This is a genomic window from Acidimicrobiales bacterium (genome assembly GCA_016794585.1).
Taxonomy (GTDB): Bacteria; Actinomycetota; Acidimicrobiia; order Acidimicrobiales; family DATDAH01; genus JAEUJM01.
Genome location: JAEUJM010000032.1, coordinates 62,557 through 77,187, shown reverse-complemented (window position 1 = coordinate 77,187; position 14,631 = coordinate 62,557). Strand labels below are relative to the sequence as shown.

At 68.8% G+C, this 14,631-nt stretch carries 13 protein-coding genes; 4 read left to right on the top strand and 9 right to left on the bottom strand.

Annotation, left to right across the window (positions count from 1 at the left end; genetic code table 11):
- Positions 1-2 precede the first annotated feature (2 nt).
- Positions 3-2,465, bottom strand: a complete 2,463-nt coding sequence (locus JNK12_16505) for a DEAD/DEAH box helicase family protein (protein ID MBL8777545.1) — start codon at positions 2,463-2,465, stop codon at positions 3-5.
- Positions 2,462-4,396, bottom strand: coding sequence for a site-specific DNA-methyltransferase (locus tag JNK12_16500; GenBank protein ID MBL8777544.1), 1,935 nt, complete (start codon positions 4,394-4,396; stop codon positions 2,462-2,464). The genes JNK12_16505 and JNK12_16500 overlap by 4 nt, the downstream gene beginning before the upstream one ends.
- A gap of 196 nt (positions 4,397-4,592) precedes the next feature.
- Between JNK12_16500 and JNK12_16495 the strand changes: the two genes are divergently transcribed.
- The gene (locus JNK12_16495) at positions 4,593-7,259 is read left to right on the top strand and encodes a relaxase domain-containing protein (protein ID MBL8777543.1); all 2,667 of its coding nucleotides are present in this window, start codon (positions 4,593-4,595) and stop codon (positions 7,257-7,259) included.
- Between the two features lie 154 nt (positions 7,260-7,413).
- Positions 7,414-8,559: a hypothetical protein gene (locus JNK12_16490; protein MBL8777542.1), complete on the top strand. Its 1,146-nt coding sequence runs from the start codon at positions 7,414-7,416 to the stop codon at positions 8,557-8,559.
- A gap of 116 nt (positions 8,560-8,675) precedes the next feature.
- On the opposite strand, the gene JNK12_16485 is transcribed toward JNK12_16490, so the two are convergent.
- Positions 8,676-9,065, bottom strand: a complete 390-nt coding sequence (locus tag JNK12_16485) for a type II toxin-antitoxin system PemK/MazF family toxin (protein MBL8777541.1) — start codon at positions 9,063-9,065, stop codon at positions 8,676-8,678.
- A 380-nt stretch (positions 9,066-9,445) separates the two neighbouring features.
- Here JNK12_16485 and JNK12_16480 point away from each other — a divergent pair, with 380 nt between their 5' ends.
- A complete protein-coding gene (locus JNK12_16480) occupies positions 9,446-9,694 on the top strand; it encodes a helix-turn-helix domain-containing protein (GenBank protein MBL8777540.1) in 249 nt (82 codons plus the stop codon).
- A gap of 24 nt (positions 9,695-9,718) precedes the next feature.
- On the opposite strand, the gene JNK12_16475 is transcribed toward JNK12_16480, so the two are convergent.
- The 4 genes from JNK12_16475 to JNK12_16460 all read right to left on the bottom strand — a co-directional run bounded on the left by JNK12_16475 (position 9,719) and on the right by JNK12_16460 (position 12,166).
- Positions 9,719-10,888, bottom strand: coding sequence for a site-specific integrase (locus JNK12_16475; GenBank protein ID MBL8777539.1), 1,170 nt, complete (start codon positions 10,886-10,888; stop codon positions 9,719-9,721).
- A gap of 299 nt (positions 10,889-11,187) precedes the next feature.
- Positions 11,188-11,595, bottom strand: coding sequence for a PIN domain-containing protein (locus tag JNK12_16470; GenBank protein ID MBL8777538.1), 408 nt, complete (start codon positions 11,593-11,595; stop codon positions 11,188-11,190).
- Between the two features lie 12 nt (positions 11,596-11,607).
- Complete coding sequence (locus tag JNK12_16465) at positions 11,608-11,859, bottom strand: hypothetical protein (protein ID MBL8777537.1); 252 nt, start codon at positions 11,857-11,859, stop codon at positions 11,608-11,610.
- Positions 11,860-11,869: 10 nt separating this feature from the next.
- The gene (locus JNK12_16460) at positions 11,870-12,166 is read right to left on the bottom strand and encodes a hypothetical protein (protein ID MBL8777536.1); all 297 of its coding nucleotides are present in this window, start codon (positions 12,164-12,166) and stop codon (positions 11,870-11,872) included.
- A gap of 292 nt (positions 12,167-12,458) precedes the next feature.
- Between JNK12_16460 and JNK12_16455 the strand changes: the two genes are divergently transcribed.
- Positions 12,459-12,842 (top strand): hypothetical protein, encoded by a 384-nt coding sequence (locus JNK12_16455; GenBank protein MBL8777535.1) that lies wholly within the window; start codon positions 12,459-12,461, stop codon positions 12,840-12,842.
- 122 nt (positions 12,843-12,964) lie between these two features.
- Here the strand turns inward: JNK12_16455 and JNK12_16450 are convergent, their stop codons facing one another.
- Both JNK12_16450 and JNK12_16445 read right to left on the bottom strand, forming a co-directional pair.
- The gene (locus tag JNK12_16450; protein ID MBL8777534.1) at positions 12,965-13,270 is read right to left on the bottom strand and encodes a helix-turn-helix domain-containing protein; all 306 of its coding nucleotides are present in this window, start codon (positions 13,268-13,270) and stop codon (positions 12,965-12,967) included.
- A 162-nt stretch (positions 13,271-13,432) separates the two neighbouring features.
- Positions 13,433-14,587, bottom strand: a complete 1,155-nt coding sequence (locus JNK12_16445) for a tyrosine-type recombinase/integrase (protein MBL8777533.1) — start codon at positions 14,585-14,587, stop codon at positions 13,433-13,435.
- Positions 14,588-14,631: the final 44 nt, after the last annotated feature.

Sequence of the window (14,631 nt, the reverse complement as noted above, 5' to 3'; positions counted from 1 at the left end):
TGTCACTCCCACTCGGCGAAGTTCTTCAGGCCCGACCAGGTGCCGCCGGCCTGCTTGATCGCGGTCTCGGTGGCGAACAGGTAGTGCCAAGTGGCGGTGGCGTCGCCGCTGTCGTTGGCGAAACGGGCCCATTCGAAGCCGGCGTTCTTCTTCTCAAGGACGTCGGGGTCGTTGGCGCGATCGTCGGCCTTGCCCTCGACCATCCAGTGATCGCGGTCGCCGGCCACGACGATGAAGTCGGGGTAGTGGCGTTGGCGGTGGCCGTAGGGGATCCACACGTCCTGATGGGTTTCGACCCGCAGCCACCAGGCGACGTCCGGGTTGGAGGCCTCGAACAGCTCGGCGAGGGCGAGCTCCGTGCTGCGAGCGTCGAAGCGGGCGTATGGGAGGATCGAGCGGGTCCAGCCGCTGTACCAGCGCCGCGGTGCCCAAGCTGCGGTGCGAGGGAAGACCTCGTCGGGCGCAACGATCCCTGTGGGCGGGTGGTCGACCAGTTCGACACCGGTCTGCAGCGAGGTTCCCCGTTGGGAGTGGAACTGGCGGACGAGCGACAGGAAAGACGAGACGGCGTTGGCCACTTTGGCGTCGGTCCAGGTGGTCGACTCCTCGTCGGTGACGCCGGCACCAGTGAGGAAGGCGGCGACGAGTCGGGTGATGGCGTTGGACTCCTGGCGGGTGCTGGTGACGTAGCGCGAGCGCAGCACTTGACTGCGGATGCGATCGCGCAGGGCGTCAACGGGCAGCGAGAGCTGAGAGGCTTCGACGGGGTCCTCGGCCACAGTGGCGGCGATCTGCACCCCCTCACCGGTCTCATCGGCGATGCGGTCGGCGCCGAGGGCCTGCCGGTCGAGCGTCGGCGCTGTGTCACTGGCGAACTGCGCACCCAGGTCGGCGGCGGCCTGGTTCGGCACGGTCGACAGCGAGAACGGCTGGGGCACCAGGCGAGGGACCAGCCGGGGGAACTTCACCCGCGACGCCCCTGCGACGATGTCCATCGTCGTTGTCAGCGCGAGCGCCTGCTGCTCGGTTTCGGCGAGTCGGCGCTCGATGTCCTCGACCGCGGCACCGAACAGTCCGCCGTCCACGACTTCGCCTGTCTCACCGAACACGCCGGTCGACCCGACGAGCACGTCGAGGCGGCCCGAGCCGTCGGCTGCCTCGAGTACGGCTGTCTCCCCAGCGCCCGCGAGCGAACCGTCGTCGGGGGCAACGAGCTGGGTGGGATGGCGCTCGGTGAAGAACGCCTCCAACAGCGTGCCGGCATCGGTCAGCAGGTCACGGAACCTGCGGTGCGAGAGCACCTCGACGGTGTCCAGCATCTGCCGCCCGGTGCGCTGTCCGAACGGCAGGCGCAGCCCGCGACCCAGGACCTGCTCGGACAACGACTCAGACTCCAGGGCCCGAAGGGCGCAGACGACGTAGATGTTCTTGACGTCCCAGCCCTCCTTGAGCATCTGCACCGACACGATCGCCCTCACGGGCGAATCGGGCTCCTCGACTCGGCCAAGGGCGTCCAGCGCAGCATCGGGCGAGTCGCTGGTCACGGTGAGCACCTGAGCGGGATCACCCAGCAGGTCCGGCCCGGCGAGGATCTCGGCGACCTCGTTTGCCTCCTCGATGGTCGAGCACACCAGGAACATCACCGGGTTCACCGATGGCTCGCCCGTCTGGTCCGCGTAGGCGGCGAGGGCAGCGGCCTTGTGCTTCAGCAGGATCACGCCATCGGCGAGCTGGCGTCGGATGTCGGCCGACCCGTCACGCCGAGCCACCAGGACCGGCACCTTCACGTAGCCATCGGCGATGGCCTCGGCCAGCGGGTAGTGGAACACGATGTGATCCGGATCCGTCCGCGGATCCGGCGTGGCAGTGAGACCGATCAGCGCCTGGGGCGACAGGTCGCGGACAGCACGGGAGAACTGCGGGCCGAAGTAGCTGTGGTGCTCATCGGCGATCACCACCAGGTCGGGCACCGAGCGGAGGTGCTCGTAGAGGCTGGCGCCGAGGTTCTCGTCGTAGTCCCGGACCCGCCGTGACGTGTTCGCCGTCGGGCGCAGGAGCTGCTGCACGTTGAACACGAACAGCTTGAAGTCCTCGCTCGAGCGGAGGGACTCGCTCACCGAGCCCCGAGCGAAGTCCTCCGCCGTGATCACCGTCGGCCGTACTTCGAGGCCGGCCACGAACTTGGCGCTCCCCGGCGTGAAGTTGGTGACCGTCTTCGTGAGGATCGTCGTCCCCGGGCACACGATCAGCACGTTGCGGGTTCCCGCCGCCGCGAGGTAGTCGATCACCCCGGCGGCGATGTACGTCTTGCCCGTCGCGGTGGCCAGATCACAGACGATCTCTGCGCCCGGCTCGGCAGAATCCAGGGTGTCGGCCACCGCCATCACCGCGCGCCGGTTCGGGTCGCGGAGATCGAGGCGCGCCGCAACGTCCTCGACCGCAACAGGATCGAACGGGACGATCACCGTCGTCCTCCCCCGCGCAGAAGGTCGTGTGGCGCGTGCCTGATCCTCGAGCCGGGCGACAGCCGGCGCAGTGTCGGCTCAGCGTCCTCGGTGAACGCCTGGCCCACCACGACCACCCGCTCCCGCTCCTCGAGCGCGGCAACCAAGAACTCGACCTCGGCGGCGCCGACCACACCGTCCAGCACCGCGAGACGCGTTCTCCCCTTCCGCCCGCAGAACGGAGGCTCGTCGACCTTCACGAACCCAAGCTGTGCCGCTATCGCCTCCGAGAACGCGCCGTTCGTCGCCCACTCCGCCAGAAACACGTCACCGGTCTCGGCATCGAGATCGAACATCGACGGCCCGACCCGGACATGCCGGAACCCACCGCCGCCGGACCACAGGGTCTCGGTCACAGTCTTGTCAGCACTCCGCAGGGCCTTCGTCACGGCCTTCATGGTCGGCTCGTCCAACCCGGTGTCGTCCAGCCGCCCGTCGTCGAACATCGCCTTCAACGCCTTCGCGGCCGTCGTGGCTTCGCCAGCCTTCACCCCGGCCGGCGGGTCGTCGCCCGCAGGTCTCGTGACAGTGGTGACTCCGCCGGGATCCTCGCCATTCACGACCTTCGTCAAACGAGGCCTCGTGAAGGTCTCCACCGTGGACTGCTCCCGTTCGACGGTCACCCAGCGCCGCCCCATCTTGTGGGCCACTGCCGCAGTGGTCCCGGACCCAGCGAAGCAGTCGAGCACGATGTCACCTGGCTCGCTGGCGATATGGATAATCCGCTGAAGGAGCCGCTCAGGTTTCGGGGTGGCGAAAGGATGCTGCCCGGCGAACAATGCCTTTATCTCGTTCTTCGCCGCGCGGTTGTGCCCAACCTCTTCGTGCGACCACCACGTGTCAGGGACCCTGCCCGCGTCCGAGATGTGCTGCTTTCGCTGGAACCCTCGGCTTCCGCCGGGCCCGGTGAGGTAGATCGTCGGCCAGTTGCCTGCGTCGTACACCGCTTGGGCCTGGGCGGACGCCGTGTCGAGCGGGTCGACGAGCATCAACGCCTTCACACCCGGTCGCACCAGTTCTGGCTCGACACCGCAGATGCGGGCGCGAGCCTCCTCATCGCCGATGTCGCGGGGCTCATAGCGCGCGTACCGCGAGAGCTCGGTGAGCATCGAGGACTGCTCCATCGCCCAGCAGCGACCGACTCCCGGGTAAACGAGATGGCCGCCGATCGGGTGCTGGACCGCGTACACCATGCCTTGATGGGACGCGGCGCTGGGAGCCGTGGGGTCTTTCTTGCGCCAGCGGACCGGATCCCCATCTTGGTTGCCGAAGGTGTCGTCGGTCGACTTCAACCGCGGCAGTCGGTCGGGCATCCATGCCGGTGACCTGCGATACACGAGCAGCGAGTCATGCGAGATGGACAGGCCCATGGCATCGGAGCGTGGTGAGTCGGCCTTCTGCCACACCACCTCGGCAACGAAGTTCGCTGCTCCGAGCACCTCGTCCATGACCACCCGGCAGCGGTGGACCTCGGCGTCGTCGAGGTGGACCCAGATGCTGCCGTTCGGAGCAAGGAGCGGCTTGAGCTGCACCAGGCGGTCCCGCAACATCGAAAGCCAGACCGAGTGCTCGAGATTGTCGTCGTAGTGGGCGAAGGCCTGCCCCGTGTTGAAGGGTGGGTCGATGTAGACGAGGCGGACCTGCCCGGCGTAGCGCCGTGCGAGCTCCGGGATGCGGTTCATCGCAGTGAGGGCGTGAAGAGCGTCGCCTTCGATCAGCAAGTTGCTGTCCCCGGGCGAGATGGCACCGACGGTGTCGACGTCGTGGAGCAAGCGCACCTCGTTGACCCTGGGGTCAGCGGGGTCGACCCACCGGTAGCCGCCCTCGGGGTCTGAGATCAGCCGCAGGTGCTTGTTCGTCCACGTCAGCTCCAGGCGGCCGCTCGGCTCCAACCGTCAACCCCATTCGTCCGGCAGTCTCACGACTGTAGGGCCCTTCCGTGACCCGGTCCGGGTGGCCGTCTCGTGTGCGCGGCCGCCCGTGCAGAGTTTCGACCCGCCCAACGGCCTATAGAGGCATGGAGCGACAGACGAGTGCATTGGCGCTCGCGGGAGACCCGGCGGGAGGTCGGCCGGGAAGTCTGGTTGAATGGTGGTCGTCGTGATGCGTGTCACGACACTGAAGGCCACCTCGGACAAGTTGCCCGGGCTGCTCGCCTACTACGCCGGGCTGGCTGAGGACCGGGAGCGTCCCGGTCTCGGCCGAGGGCCCGTCGACTACTACCTCGACCCGGATGAGCCGCCGGGGCGCTGGTGGGGTCGAGGGCAGGCCGGCCTCGACCTGGACGGCGCCGTCACGGGTGAGCAGCTGCGGGCGGTGCTCGACGGATCTCATCCCTCAACCGGGCGGCAGCTGGGTCGGCGGTTCGGCGACTCGTCAGCGCGGGGGTTCGATGCCACGTTCTCGGCCCCGAAGTCAGTCTCGGTTCTCTGGGCGCTGACACCGGATCCGTGGGTACGGGCCGAGGTGCTCGCCGCGCACGACGCAGCGGTCGACGCAGCGCTGGCGTGGTTCGAACGGCACGGCGCCGTCACCCGTCGAGGCCGCGACGGCGTGTTCCAGGTCGACACGCTCGGGGTCACGGCGGCGCTGTTCCGCCAGCACACGTCCCGGGCGATGGACCCTCAGTTGCACACGCACGCCATCCTCGCGGCCAAGGTCCAAGACCCTTCGGTTCGGTGGCTGTCCCTCGACGCCCGCTTCCTCAAGTACCAGCAGCGCAGCATCGGCGCCGTCTACGACGCGGCGCTCCGGACCGAGCTCACCAGTCGCCTCGGCGCCACCTGGGTCGACCCTGGAGCGGGGGTGTTCGACCTGGCATGTGTCCCCGAGGCGGTGCGCGAGGGCTTCTCGAAGCGCACCGGCCAGGTGGAGGCCCGGCTCGCACAGTTGGTCCGTCGGTGGAGCGACGACCACGACGGACTCCCACCATCGCCACGCACGATCGCGCGGCTCGAGCGTGACGCCGCAGAGCAGTCCCGGCCCGACAAGACCCACCCCGCCGATGCCCGCGAGCTCCACGCAGAATGGGCGGCCGAAGCCCGGGCCGCCGGCTTCGACCCAAGCGCCCTGGTGCCGGAGCGGATCGCAGGCCGACGGCCTCCGATGGGCTCGATCACCGACGAGGAACTGGTCGACGAGGCGCTGTTGCGCATTGCGGAGGAGTCCTCCTCATGGCTCCGAGCCGACCTTGCCCGTCACCTCGCCACCGTCGTCGACGCCGGCCCGACCGCCGAGGAGGTCGTGGTCGACATCGACCGGCTCGCCAGCCTGGCCGAGGCTCGTTGTGTCGCCCTCGGACCTGAACCTGACACCGCCGCCCCACGGCGAACGGACGGCCGACCGGTCACCGAGCACATCACCGACCGACGCTTGACCACCCCGTCGGTGCTCCACGAAGAGAAGGACCTTCAGTCGTGGGCTACTGCGAGCATCGGGCAGACAGCCACGTCGGGCGACCGACAGATCCCGGCGGCTGCGGCAATGGCTGGAGACGATTGTCTGGTGCTGGTCGTCGGCCCGGCGGGAGCGGGCAAGACCACCGCCACCGCCCAGGCGGTCGCCTCAATGAGCGCCCGTGGTCGCCCGGTGGTCGGCTTGGCTCCGTCGGGCAAGGCAGCCGATGTTCTCGCCCGCGAGGCCGACTGCGTGACCAACACCGTCGCCGGGTTCCTCACCCGCCACCGCGACAAGCCATCACCGTGGCGCGCCGGGACGACGGTGGTCCTCGACGAGGCCGGCATGACCGGCACCGCCGATCTCGCACAGCTCGTCAGCCTCGTGCGTGAGCATCGCTGGCGGCTCGTCGCCATCGGCGACCCCGCCCAGCTCCCATCGGTCGCGCGGGGCGGAGTGTTCGCCCGCTGGTGCGACACCCTTCCGACCCACACCCTCGACGAGCCCCGACGATTCACCGAGCCATGGGAAGCAGCCGCCAGCCTCGGTCTCCGCTCCGGTGATCCCGACGCCGTCGACGCCTACGCCGCTCACGATCGTGTTCACACGACCCACCCGGCCCTCGTCGCCAGCCAAGTCGCCCGAGTCCATCAGCGCGCCGAAGGCGACGGGCGATCGGTGGCGATCACTGTCGGCAACGCCGAGACGGCGCGGGCCATCAACCGCGAGATCCAGTGGCTTCGCAAGAGCAGAGGCCCCGGGGCGGACCTGCATGACGGCACCCGAGCGCACGTGGGTGACCAGGTCGCCACCCGCCGCAATGACGCCAACCTGCGCTGCGGAAGCGGGGCCAAGGTCCGCAACCGGCAGATCTGGACGGTCACGGCGGTGGGTCCGGACGGCCGATTGACTGTCACGGATCCCCGTCGGGGCACCGTCGATCTCCCACCTTCGTACGTCGCCGCCCACGTCGAGCTGGGGTGGGCCGTCACCGGATACGGCAGCCAGGGCGACACGGTCGACGTTGGCATCGCCGTCCTCGACGTCACAACCAGCCGCAACCACGCCTACGTCGCCATGACCCGCGGCCGCCACGCCAACGACGCCCTCCTCGTCGATCCCACTGGCATCGAGGACCCCGCCGACCTATTTGCCCGAATCACCGCCCGGGCGGCCAACGGCGAGTCGGCGCTCGCCGTCCAAGACCGCTTGCACCGAGCCGCCGGCTGCGAGGTACCCGGAGGGGCAGGCGAGCGTCACGAGCCGACCATTGAGGAGCAGGTCGAACGCATCCACAAGCGACTCGACCAGATCCAGAGACGTCCGACGCCTCCGCCCGATCACTCGCTCGGCCGGTAGGTGCCGGGCCTTGTGCCTCCGCGTCGCCTGGGCGCCGAGCAGGAAAGGTGCACACTGGCAGGCCGGTCCTCCGCACTGGCGCTTCGCCACGCCTGTGCGCGCAAGCTGCCCCGTGGCCGCGGCCTATGGCCGTGGGCGGCTCTAGGGTCGCGCGATGGACGATCTCGGGCCGGATGAAGCCGCCGAAGCGGCGGTGGACGCGGCCTACGAGTGGCACCGCGAGGCGGTGTCCGAGCACGACAGAGCGGTCCCGCCCGCACCTGGCACGCCGGCACCAGAGATCCTCGCGATGAGCTTCGACGAGATGATGGCGGCACCAAGGGTCGAGCTGCTCGACTGGAGTGGCTCCACGCTGCAGACGGACGAGCTAGCAGCCGAGAAGTTGAGCAGGCCGATCGACTTCCACCTGGTCGACCCGGCCTTCGATGAGCTCCCGGGCAGTCACGCGTTCGACTTCGTCTACTACCACCTATTCTCGTACTACGACCATCTAGTGCGCCGGATCCTCTTCGAGTACCCGGACCGGGGGGAAGTGGTCTCGCACGTCTCTCGCCGCATCTTTCCGTTCGACATCGACAGGTACATCGAGAGGTACGGCCTCGTCGCGCCGAGGGCCGAGTCAGGCAACGAAGCAGCGCAGTCGAACCTGTTCGCACTCATGATGTGGATGTCGTACGTGGGCTGCGTCACACTCACAATCCCGACTGCCTACCCGAACGATGGAGTGGATCCGGGGGTACTCGCCGGAGCCCGGGCGAAGGCTCTCGAATCGCTCGGTGGGCTGAGCTCGTGGCTCGTCTACGCGCAGACGGACTTGCAGTACGCCATCGCGTTCATGCTCCGTCGCGGCGCGGAGGCGGTCGCCTTCGGCTTGCTCGGGGACGTCGCGGGCCGGAGCCAGATCGGGCCTGCGCAGCAGTCGGCGGTCAACGTGCACTTCCACTCCGTGGTCGCATCGCAGATCCAGCTAGCCTCGACCGAGGGGATGGCCGTGGACATGTCGGGAGACCGGATCCAGGCGGGCGAGGGGTCGACGGTTGTCAACCGTTCGGCTATCACGAGTTCCTTCAACTCGGTCTCCGATTCCGGCCTCCGCGAGGATCTTGAGCGCCTGATCGCCGTGGTCGAAAGTGCCGGCGATGCCGAGGCAGCAGAGCTGACCGAGGCGTTAGTCGCCGAGGCGGTGGGCCCCAAGCGGCGCTCTGTGCTCCGCCCGCTCTGGAGCAGGATCCAAGAGATCGTCCCGACGGTCGGGGCGGCGGTTACGGTCGGCTCAAAGCTGTCCGAGTTGCTCAGCTAGCCGGCGAGCCGCGACCGGGGAGACCGCAGCGACCGGTCGGGCTGGGCGCCTACCCCTGCGACGCGCCGGCCCGGATTCGCGGCGCGAAGCTGCGTCGCCTCGTCGGCAACCTCCCACTAGAGCCCGAGGCTCGCCTCCAGGGCCTTGTCCACCGATTCCATCCTGGAGGCCGGAAGGTGCGCCACCACACCGCGCGCGGCGTTGATGCGGTGATCCCGATCGATCGAGCGGATGTGTCCGCACTCGACGACGGAGTCCTTGCCGCCCGGGCCGAGCTCACTGGCGGGAACCTGGACCTGGGCCGGGTAGCCCTTGTAGGCGCCGGCGTCGGTGATCGGTGCGACGATCGTCAGCGGGCTGCCCGCGTTGCCCCCGTTGTTCTGGACCACCAGGCATGGCCGCTCGCTGAGCGGGTCGTTGGGGTCATGGCCCTTCTTCTCCACGCCGAGCGCACCGACCAGGCAAACCCACACGACGTCTCCCCGCTCCACCGGCACAACAGCCACGCCAAGACCGTACCGACTCGCCACCGGCGGACCCGGATCAGGCAGATCATCGTGGGCCGGCACGCGACGACCGGCTCGGGCCGCCTCATACGGCTGGCAGTGGTCGGTGTAACCGCGTAGCGGGTTCTCCATCGGCTGGGCACCACCAGCGCTCCGGGCTTTCGCTTGTGAACCGATCATCAATCTCCGGACTGGCGCCAGGAACGACTTCCTGAGCGGCAGGCCCGACGAAGCCTGACCTGATCCTCCACGCGGTGGACCGCCCCCGACCATCCCGCTCGCTCCGGTATTGGAATGCACCTGCCGACCCGGTGCCAGGCCGCGCAGTTTTCGTGTCCTCAACGGCCTACATGGACAACAGCCGGTCATGGAGGTGCACCGTGAACGACGCAGACAACCCCACCGCATCAGGGGGCCAGCGCCCGCTGATGTCGATCGCTGAGGTCGCCGACCTTCTCGGCGTCTCGGTGCGCCACGTCCGCCGCCTCGTTCAGGAACGGCGCATCCCGTTCTTCAAATGGGGCCACCTGCTGCGCTTCGACCCTGACGAGATCGAGACGTGGCTGCAGCGTTCCCATGTTCCGGCCAGCGGAGCACGCAACGACCTGCGGCGCAGAGCGACCGACTGAGCTCCACGAGGTGCCGAGCGGCGCCTATCCCGCCGCGGCGTCCTCGTCGCCGAAGAGGGCGGCGCCGATGGCGTCGGCGGCGTCTCGCTGCATCGTCGGGGTGACGTGGCTGTAGAGGTTCACGAACAAGGTCGGATCAGCGTGACCGAGGCGCTCGGCGGCCACCTTGGGGGCGACGCCCTGGTCGAGCATGAGGGTGGCGCTGGTGTGGCGCAGCCCGTGGGCGGTGAGGCGAGGGAGCCCAGCGGCCACTGACAGGTCGGCGAGGGTCTTGGACAGGTGCTGGGGGTGGTACGAGCCACCGGCGGGCTTGGTGAACACGTACTCGGTGGCCTCGTAGCCCGGCGCTCGGGCCTCGAAGCGCTGCTGGTGCGCCTGCGCGCGCAGGACCTGGACCAGGCTGTCGTCGAGGTCGATGATGCGTCTCGAGGTGACGCTCTTGCCGTCGGAGGCGACGAGGTCCCAGCCCAGTGAGGTGGCGAACTCGACGATGCGGACCCGGCGGCGATCGAGGTCGACGTTGGGCCAACGCAGCCAGACCAGCTCACCGATACGGAGCCCGGAGCAGAGCAGGAACGCCCACAGCGGATACAGCCGGTCGCCGGCCTGGGACGCCAAGAATGCTCGGGCCTGCTCGGGGGACCAGTGCCACGGGGTCGACCGCCGAGCCTTGGGGCGAGGCACCGAGGTCAGCGGGTTCGTACGCAGCAGCCCGAGCTTCACCGCCAGACCGACCGCGCCGGCCAGTGAGGCCCTCGCCAGACGGACCGTGTTCGGGGCAAGCGGCTTGCCGCGCTTGGTGCCAGTCCCTGCGCTCAACTGGCGCTGCCACGCGAGAACCACCTCCGGAGTCAGCGCGCGGACCCGGTGCCGGCCGAGCCACGGCCGCACGTACGCGTCCGCGTTGCGGCGGTAGTCGTAGCGGGTCTTGGGCGAGAGGCGGCCGTCGGCATCGATCCCATCGAGGTACAGGTCGAGCAACTCGTCCACGGTCATCGACCCCTCCACCGTCGGCAGGCCACGGTCGTCGGCTTGCTCGAGCAGATCGCGGCGGGCGCGGGATGCGTCGGTGGCGGTGGGGAATCCCCGCTTGGTGACCTGGAGCCGCTTGCCGCTCAGCGGGTCGCGACCGAGGGTGGCCTTGAAGTACCACGAGCCGTTGTCGGCCCGGTAGACGCCCTGGAGCTTGGGCATGAGAACCTCCGTGAGAACCGGTTTGTGCGGCCCCCGGTTCTCATTTGGTTCTCACGGCGAGGGCGATCCGTGGTGCTGCCCGGGCAAATGTAGCTCTGACCTGGAAGTATGCAGCGCGCTCGGAGGGACTCGAACCCCCAACCTTCTGATCCGTAGGCGGTCCCGACGGGTCCGTCTGCTGTTGTGAGTCCCGTTCTACCCGGTCTGGCGGGGGTTCGGGTCCGGCGGGTGCTACGGAATCCGGGTCCGTGACGCCGCGTGGATTGCCACAGGGATTGCCGACTCTTGGAGGCGTCAGGTCACGGGACCAGTGTGAGGGCGTCGCAGTGCGCTGGGCGCACGACGGCAAAGTCCCGGCGATTGAGCGTGGCGACCGTCGTGACCTTCAGACGCTCGGCCACGGCCACGACCGACGCGTCGACCAGCCCCAGGCGTAGGTCGGCGTACTGGACGATCAGGTCCCGGCAGCGGGCCCAGTCGTCCGCGGTGAGGTCGACGACCTCGATCTCACCGGTCGCGATCGCATCGACGAACGTTGCTTCCGCCTCGGCACCAAGGCGGGACTCGATCATCCACGCGGTCTCGACGGCCACCGGCGTCGGCACGAGGAGGTCAGCGTGCTCGTCGAGCACCGCGGCGCACGCAGCGTGCTCGGGAGTCGAGATGTCTGCTGCGGCGACGAGGATGTTCGTGTCGACCAGCAGCATGGGCCGCGTCGATCAGATGCCGTCGGCGAGCTTGCGGCTGGCGAGCTCGTCCCGCTCGCGACGACTGTCGAACGGCCGGGTGTCACCGGAGGCACCGATCCCGATGAAGCTCAATCGCTGAGACCGCGTCGGTGCGTCCGCTCCATCCTCCGGCAGCCCTGCGGCCAGCTCAGCGATGACCTGGTCCACCACGACGCCACGCCGCGCGGCCTCGGCTTCGAGCCGGCGCACCACATCGGGCGGCAGATCGACGGTCATCGGCATGGCGGCCAGTCTACGAGGACCCTTCTCGTAGGCCACCGAGGAAGGCCTCGAGCCTGGCTCGGTCTTCCGAGCTGAGCGTCGCCAACATCGCCGGCCACTCGCCTCGCCTCGTCAAGTCCCACACCCTTGGAGCACCCTCGTGCACGACGTACCAGTCGGCCGCCGCACCTTCGATCTCGCTCCGCAGCTGTGCGACCTTTTCCGGGTCAGCATCCTCACTCCACACGAGCGGCCCAAGTCGCTCGTAGAGCGCGGCGGACCTGCGGACGACCTCCTCGATGCCAGCCAAGGCCTCGTCGTCAGTCACGCTGCCACATGGCCCGCCACCCGTCACCCTCCTGGCTGACCCATAGTTCGTAGCGACCCACCCCTACAGCGTGCCCGATCCGAAGGGCCGACCCGCTCCGAGATGGCGATCGCACATGCGGCGACCGTCCCGAGAGCGCTTATCGCATCGGCAGCCGCGGCGAGATGTCGGGTGTGGCGGGGTCCGGGTGCCACCCGACGACCGTCGCCACCGGTGAAACTGGGGTGCGGTCTTCCCCGACCGGAGCGACAGGCGGCATGCAGACTTGCTCGCGATCCGGCAATCTCGGGCGATGGCTGACCGAGTGGAACTCGACCTTCGTCCTGTTCGATGGGACCGCGCGGTCTGGGAGGAGGGCGACGTCGAGGGCGCACCAATGGTCTTCCTATTCGAGATGAACGTTGAGGGGAACGTGCTCCGTCAGGTCGAGTTGGCCGGACCGGACCAGACGCCAATAGCAGCGGCGAGCGCGGCCGAGTGGTGGGAGGCTCAGGGCTGGGTCCGACAGGCAGCGACTCCAGCGACGATCGCGTACGAGCAGAGGTTTGGTGGACTCGCCGAGGGAAGTCTCCACGAGTGGGGTCCTGACTACCCCGGTCAACAGGTCAGCTCCGATGAGTTCGAGCGAGCCTGGACCGCTGCCCGGCAGCACCTCTCCGGGTCGGCAGACACCTGACGAGACCCGGATAGCGGTGCCGATCGCGCGCAGTGGATTGTCCTTGTGGCACGCTTGTATCTGCGTGGGGGCCTGACCGACCTCTCGCTGAAGGTGCGAGGACCGAGTCGCCGGATCGAGTGTCATCCGAACAGCGTCGGAGTCTCGACCGCGAACCTCGGCTTCCGGCGGGGCGGGGCCGTCTCGGACGGCGTGTCACATGCCGGACTCGCCAGCACGTCCGTCCCCTCGCTCAGCGCCGTCCACACTGCAGATCGGTCGACACCGAGGGAATCGGCGAGGTGGGCGACCGGGACGACGATGCGGCGGCGGAGACGGATGCACTTGAGGTCGCCGCTGCGGACGAGCTCGTAGGCGGTTGAGCGGCCGACGCCGAGGACCTCGGCGGCTTGTTCGACAGTGAGGGTCAGGGGTTGGTTGGTGCTCATGCCCTCGTAGGCCTCGTGGACGGCCAGGAATGCGCGGGCGATCGTCAGTCCGTCTCGTCCACCACGCTCGGCGGCGTCCGGGAGGTCGCGCGGGAGGCGGCAGGTTTCCCGTAGGGGAACCTGTCAATGTGTGCGCGCCGGACCTCTTGCTTAGGCGTTCGCTCAGCGTGGCGGACCGCTGGTGCCAGTGGTGCGACGGATTTCGCTGAGGATGCTGCCGAGGTACACCGCTGCTGCCTGATCAGTGGCTGGCATCACGTGGGTGTACAGGTTCAGGGTCGTGGCGTTCTCGCTGTGGCCCAGGCGCCCGCTTATCGTCGCGATCGGGACCCCGGCACCACCCAGGACCGTCGCCACGAAGTGGCGCAGGTCGTGTAGGCGCACCTTCTCCAGCCCCACCCCCGCCCGCAGGCGGGCGAAGCGATTGGTGCAGACGTCCGGGCGCCACGGGCGACCCTCGGCGTCGCTGAACAGCACCGCGTCGTCCGCCAAGCGCTCACCGAGCGCCAGGAACCGCCCCCTCGCTCGCAGGCGAACCGCTCGGAGGACGGCGACGGTCTGCTCGTCGATCGCTACCCGGCGGGACTGGTGGGTCTTGGTGTCCTTCTCCCGCAGCTCGCCCTTCACCTGGGAGATCGACCGGCGGATCGCCACCTCCGCACGCTCGAGATCGACATCGGTCCACCGCAGGGCGCATGCCTCGCCTCGTCGGCACCCCGTCGCGGCCAGCACCCACAGGTACGCCGCGAAGTCCTGATCCTCGGCTTCCGCCGCCTCCAGGAGCGTCTGGACCTGCTCGACCGTAGGCGGCACGATCTCTCTCCGGCGCTGCGTCGGAGGCGTCGCATCGACGGCTGGGTTCCGGGCGATCAACCCCCAGCGTCGTGCCTGCTCGAGCGCCTGGCGGATCACCGTGTGGCAGATCCTCACCGTCCGAGCCGACAGGCCTCGGCCGTGCAGCTCGCTGTAGAGCTCGTCGAGGTCGATCGGGCGCAGCGACGCCACCTTGCGCTCACCCAGCGCCGGACGGACATACTTCCGCGCCACCCACTCGTAGGACTCGATCGTCTTGGGCTCGACCAGCCGGCGCTTCACGTCGAGCCAGCGGTCGAGCAGCTCGCCGAAAGTGATCGGTGCCGCTGCGGCGTGGCGGCCCTCGTCGACCTCCACGAGCAAGCGGCTCAGCTCCCGCTCCGCCTCCCGGCGTGTCCCCCGAACCGTGCGCTCGACGTAGCGCCGGACACCCGAGGCATCACGGCCGATGAAGACCTTGACCCGCCAACTCGTCTTCCCTCGCTGCTGGATGTGGCCTCGCATGGCAATCCTCCTCGGACACGTAGGCCCGTCGGATTGCCAAGGGA

Excerpts from the sequence above, each read along its gene's own strand:
- JNK12_16455 (MBL8777535.1), top strand. The coding sequence starts at position 12,459 with ATGGCTGACCGAGTGGAACTCGACCTTCGTCCTGTTCGATGGGACCGC.
- JNK12_16475 (MBL8777539.1), bottom strand. The coding sequence starts at position 10,888 with ATGCCCAAGCTCCAGGGCGTCTACCGGGCCGACAACGGCTCGTGGTAC.
- JNK12_16445 (MBL8777533.1), bottom strand. The coding sequence starts at position 14,587 with ATGCGAGGCCACATCCAGCAGCGAGGGAAGACGAGTTGGCGGGTCAAG.
- JNK12_16450 (MBL8777534.1), bottom strand. The coding sequence starts at position 13,270 with ATGAGCACCAACCAACCCCTGACCCTCACTGTCGAACAAGCCGCCGAG.
- JNK12_16490 (MBL8777542.1), top strand. The coding sequence starts at position 7,414 with ATGGACGATCTCGGGCCGGATGAAGCCGCCGAAGCGGCGGTGGACGCG.
- JNK12_16470 (MBL8777538.1), bottom strand. The coding sequence starts at position 11,595 with ATGCTGCTGGTCGACACGAACATCCTCGTCGCCGCAGCAGACATCTCG.
- JNK12_16465 (MBL8777537.1), bottom strand. The coding sequence starts at position 11,859 with ATGCCGATGACCGTCGATCTGCCGCCCGATGTGGTGCGCCGGCTCGAA.
- JNK12_16495 (MBL8777543.1), top strand. The coding sequence starts at position 4,593 with ATGGTGGTCGTCGTGATGCGTGTCACGACACTGAAGGCCACCTCGGAC.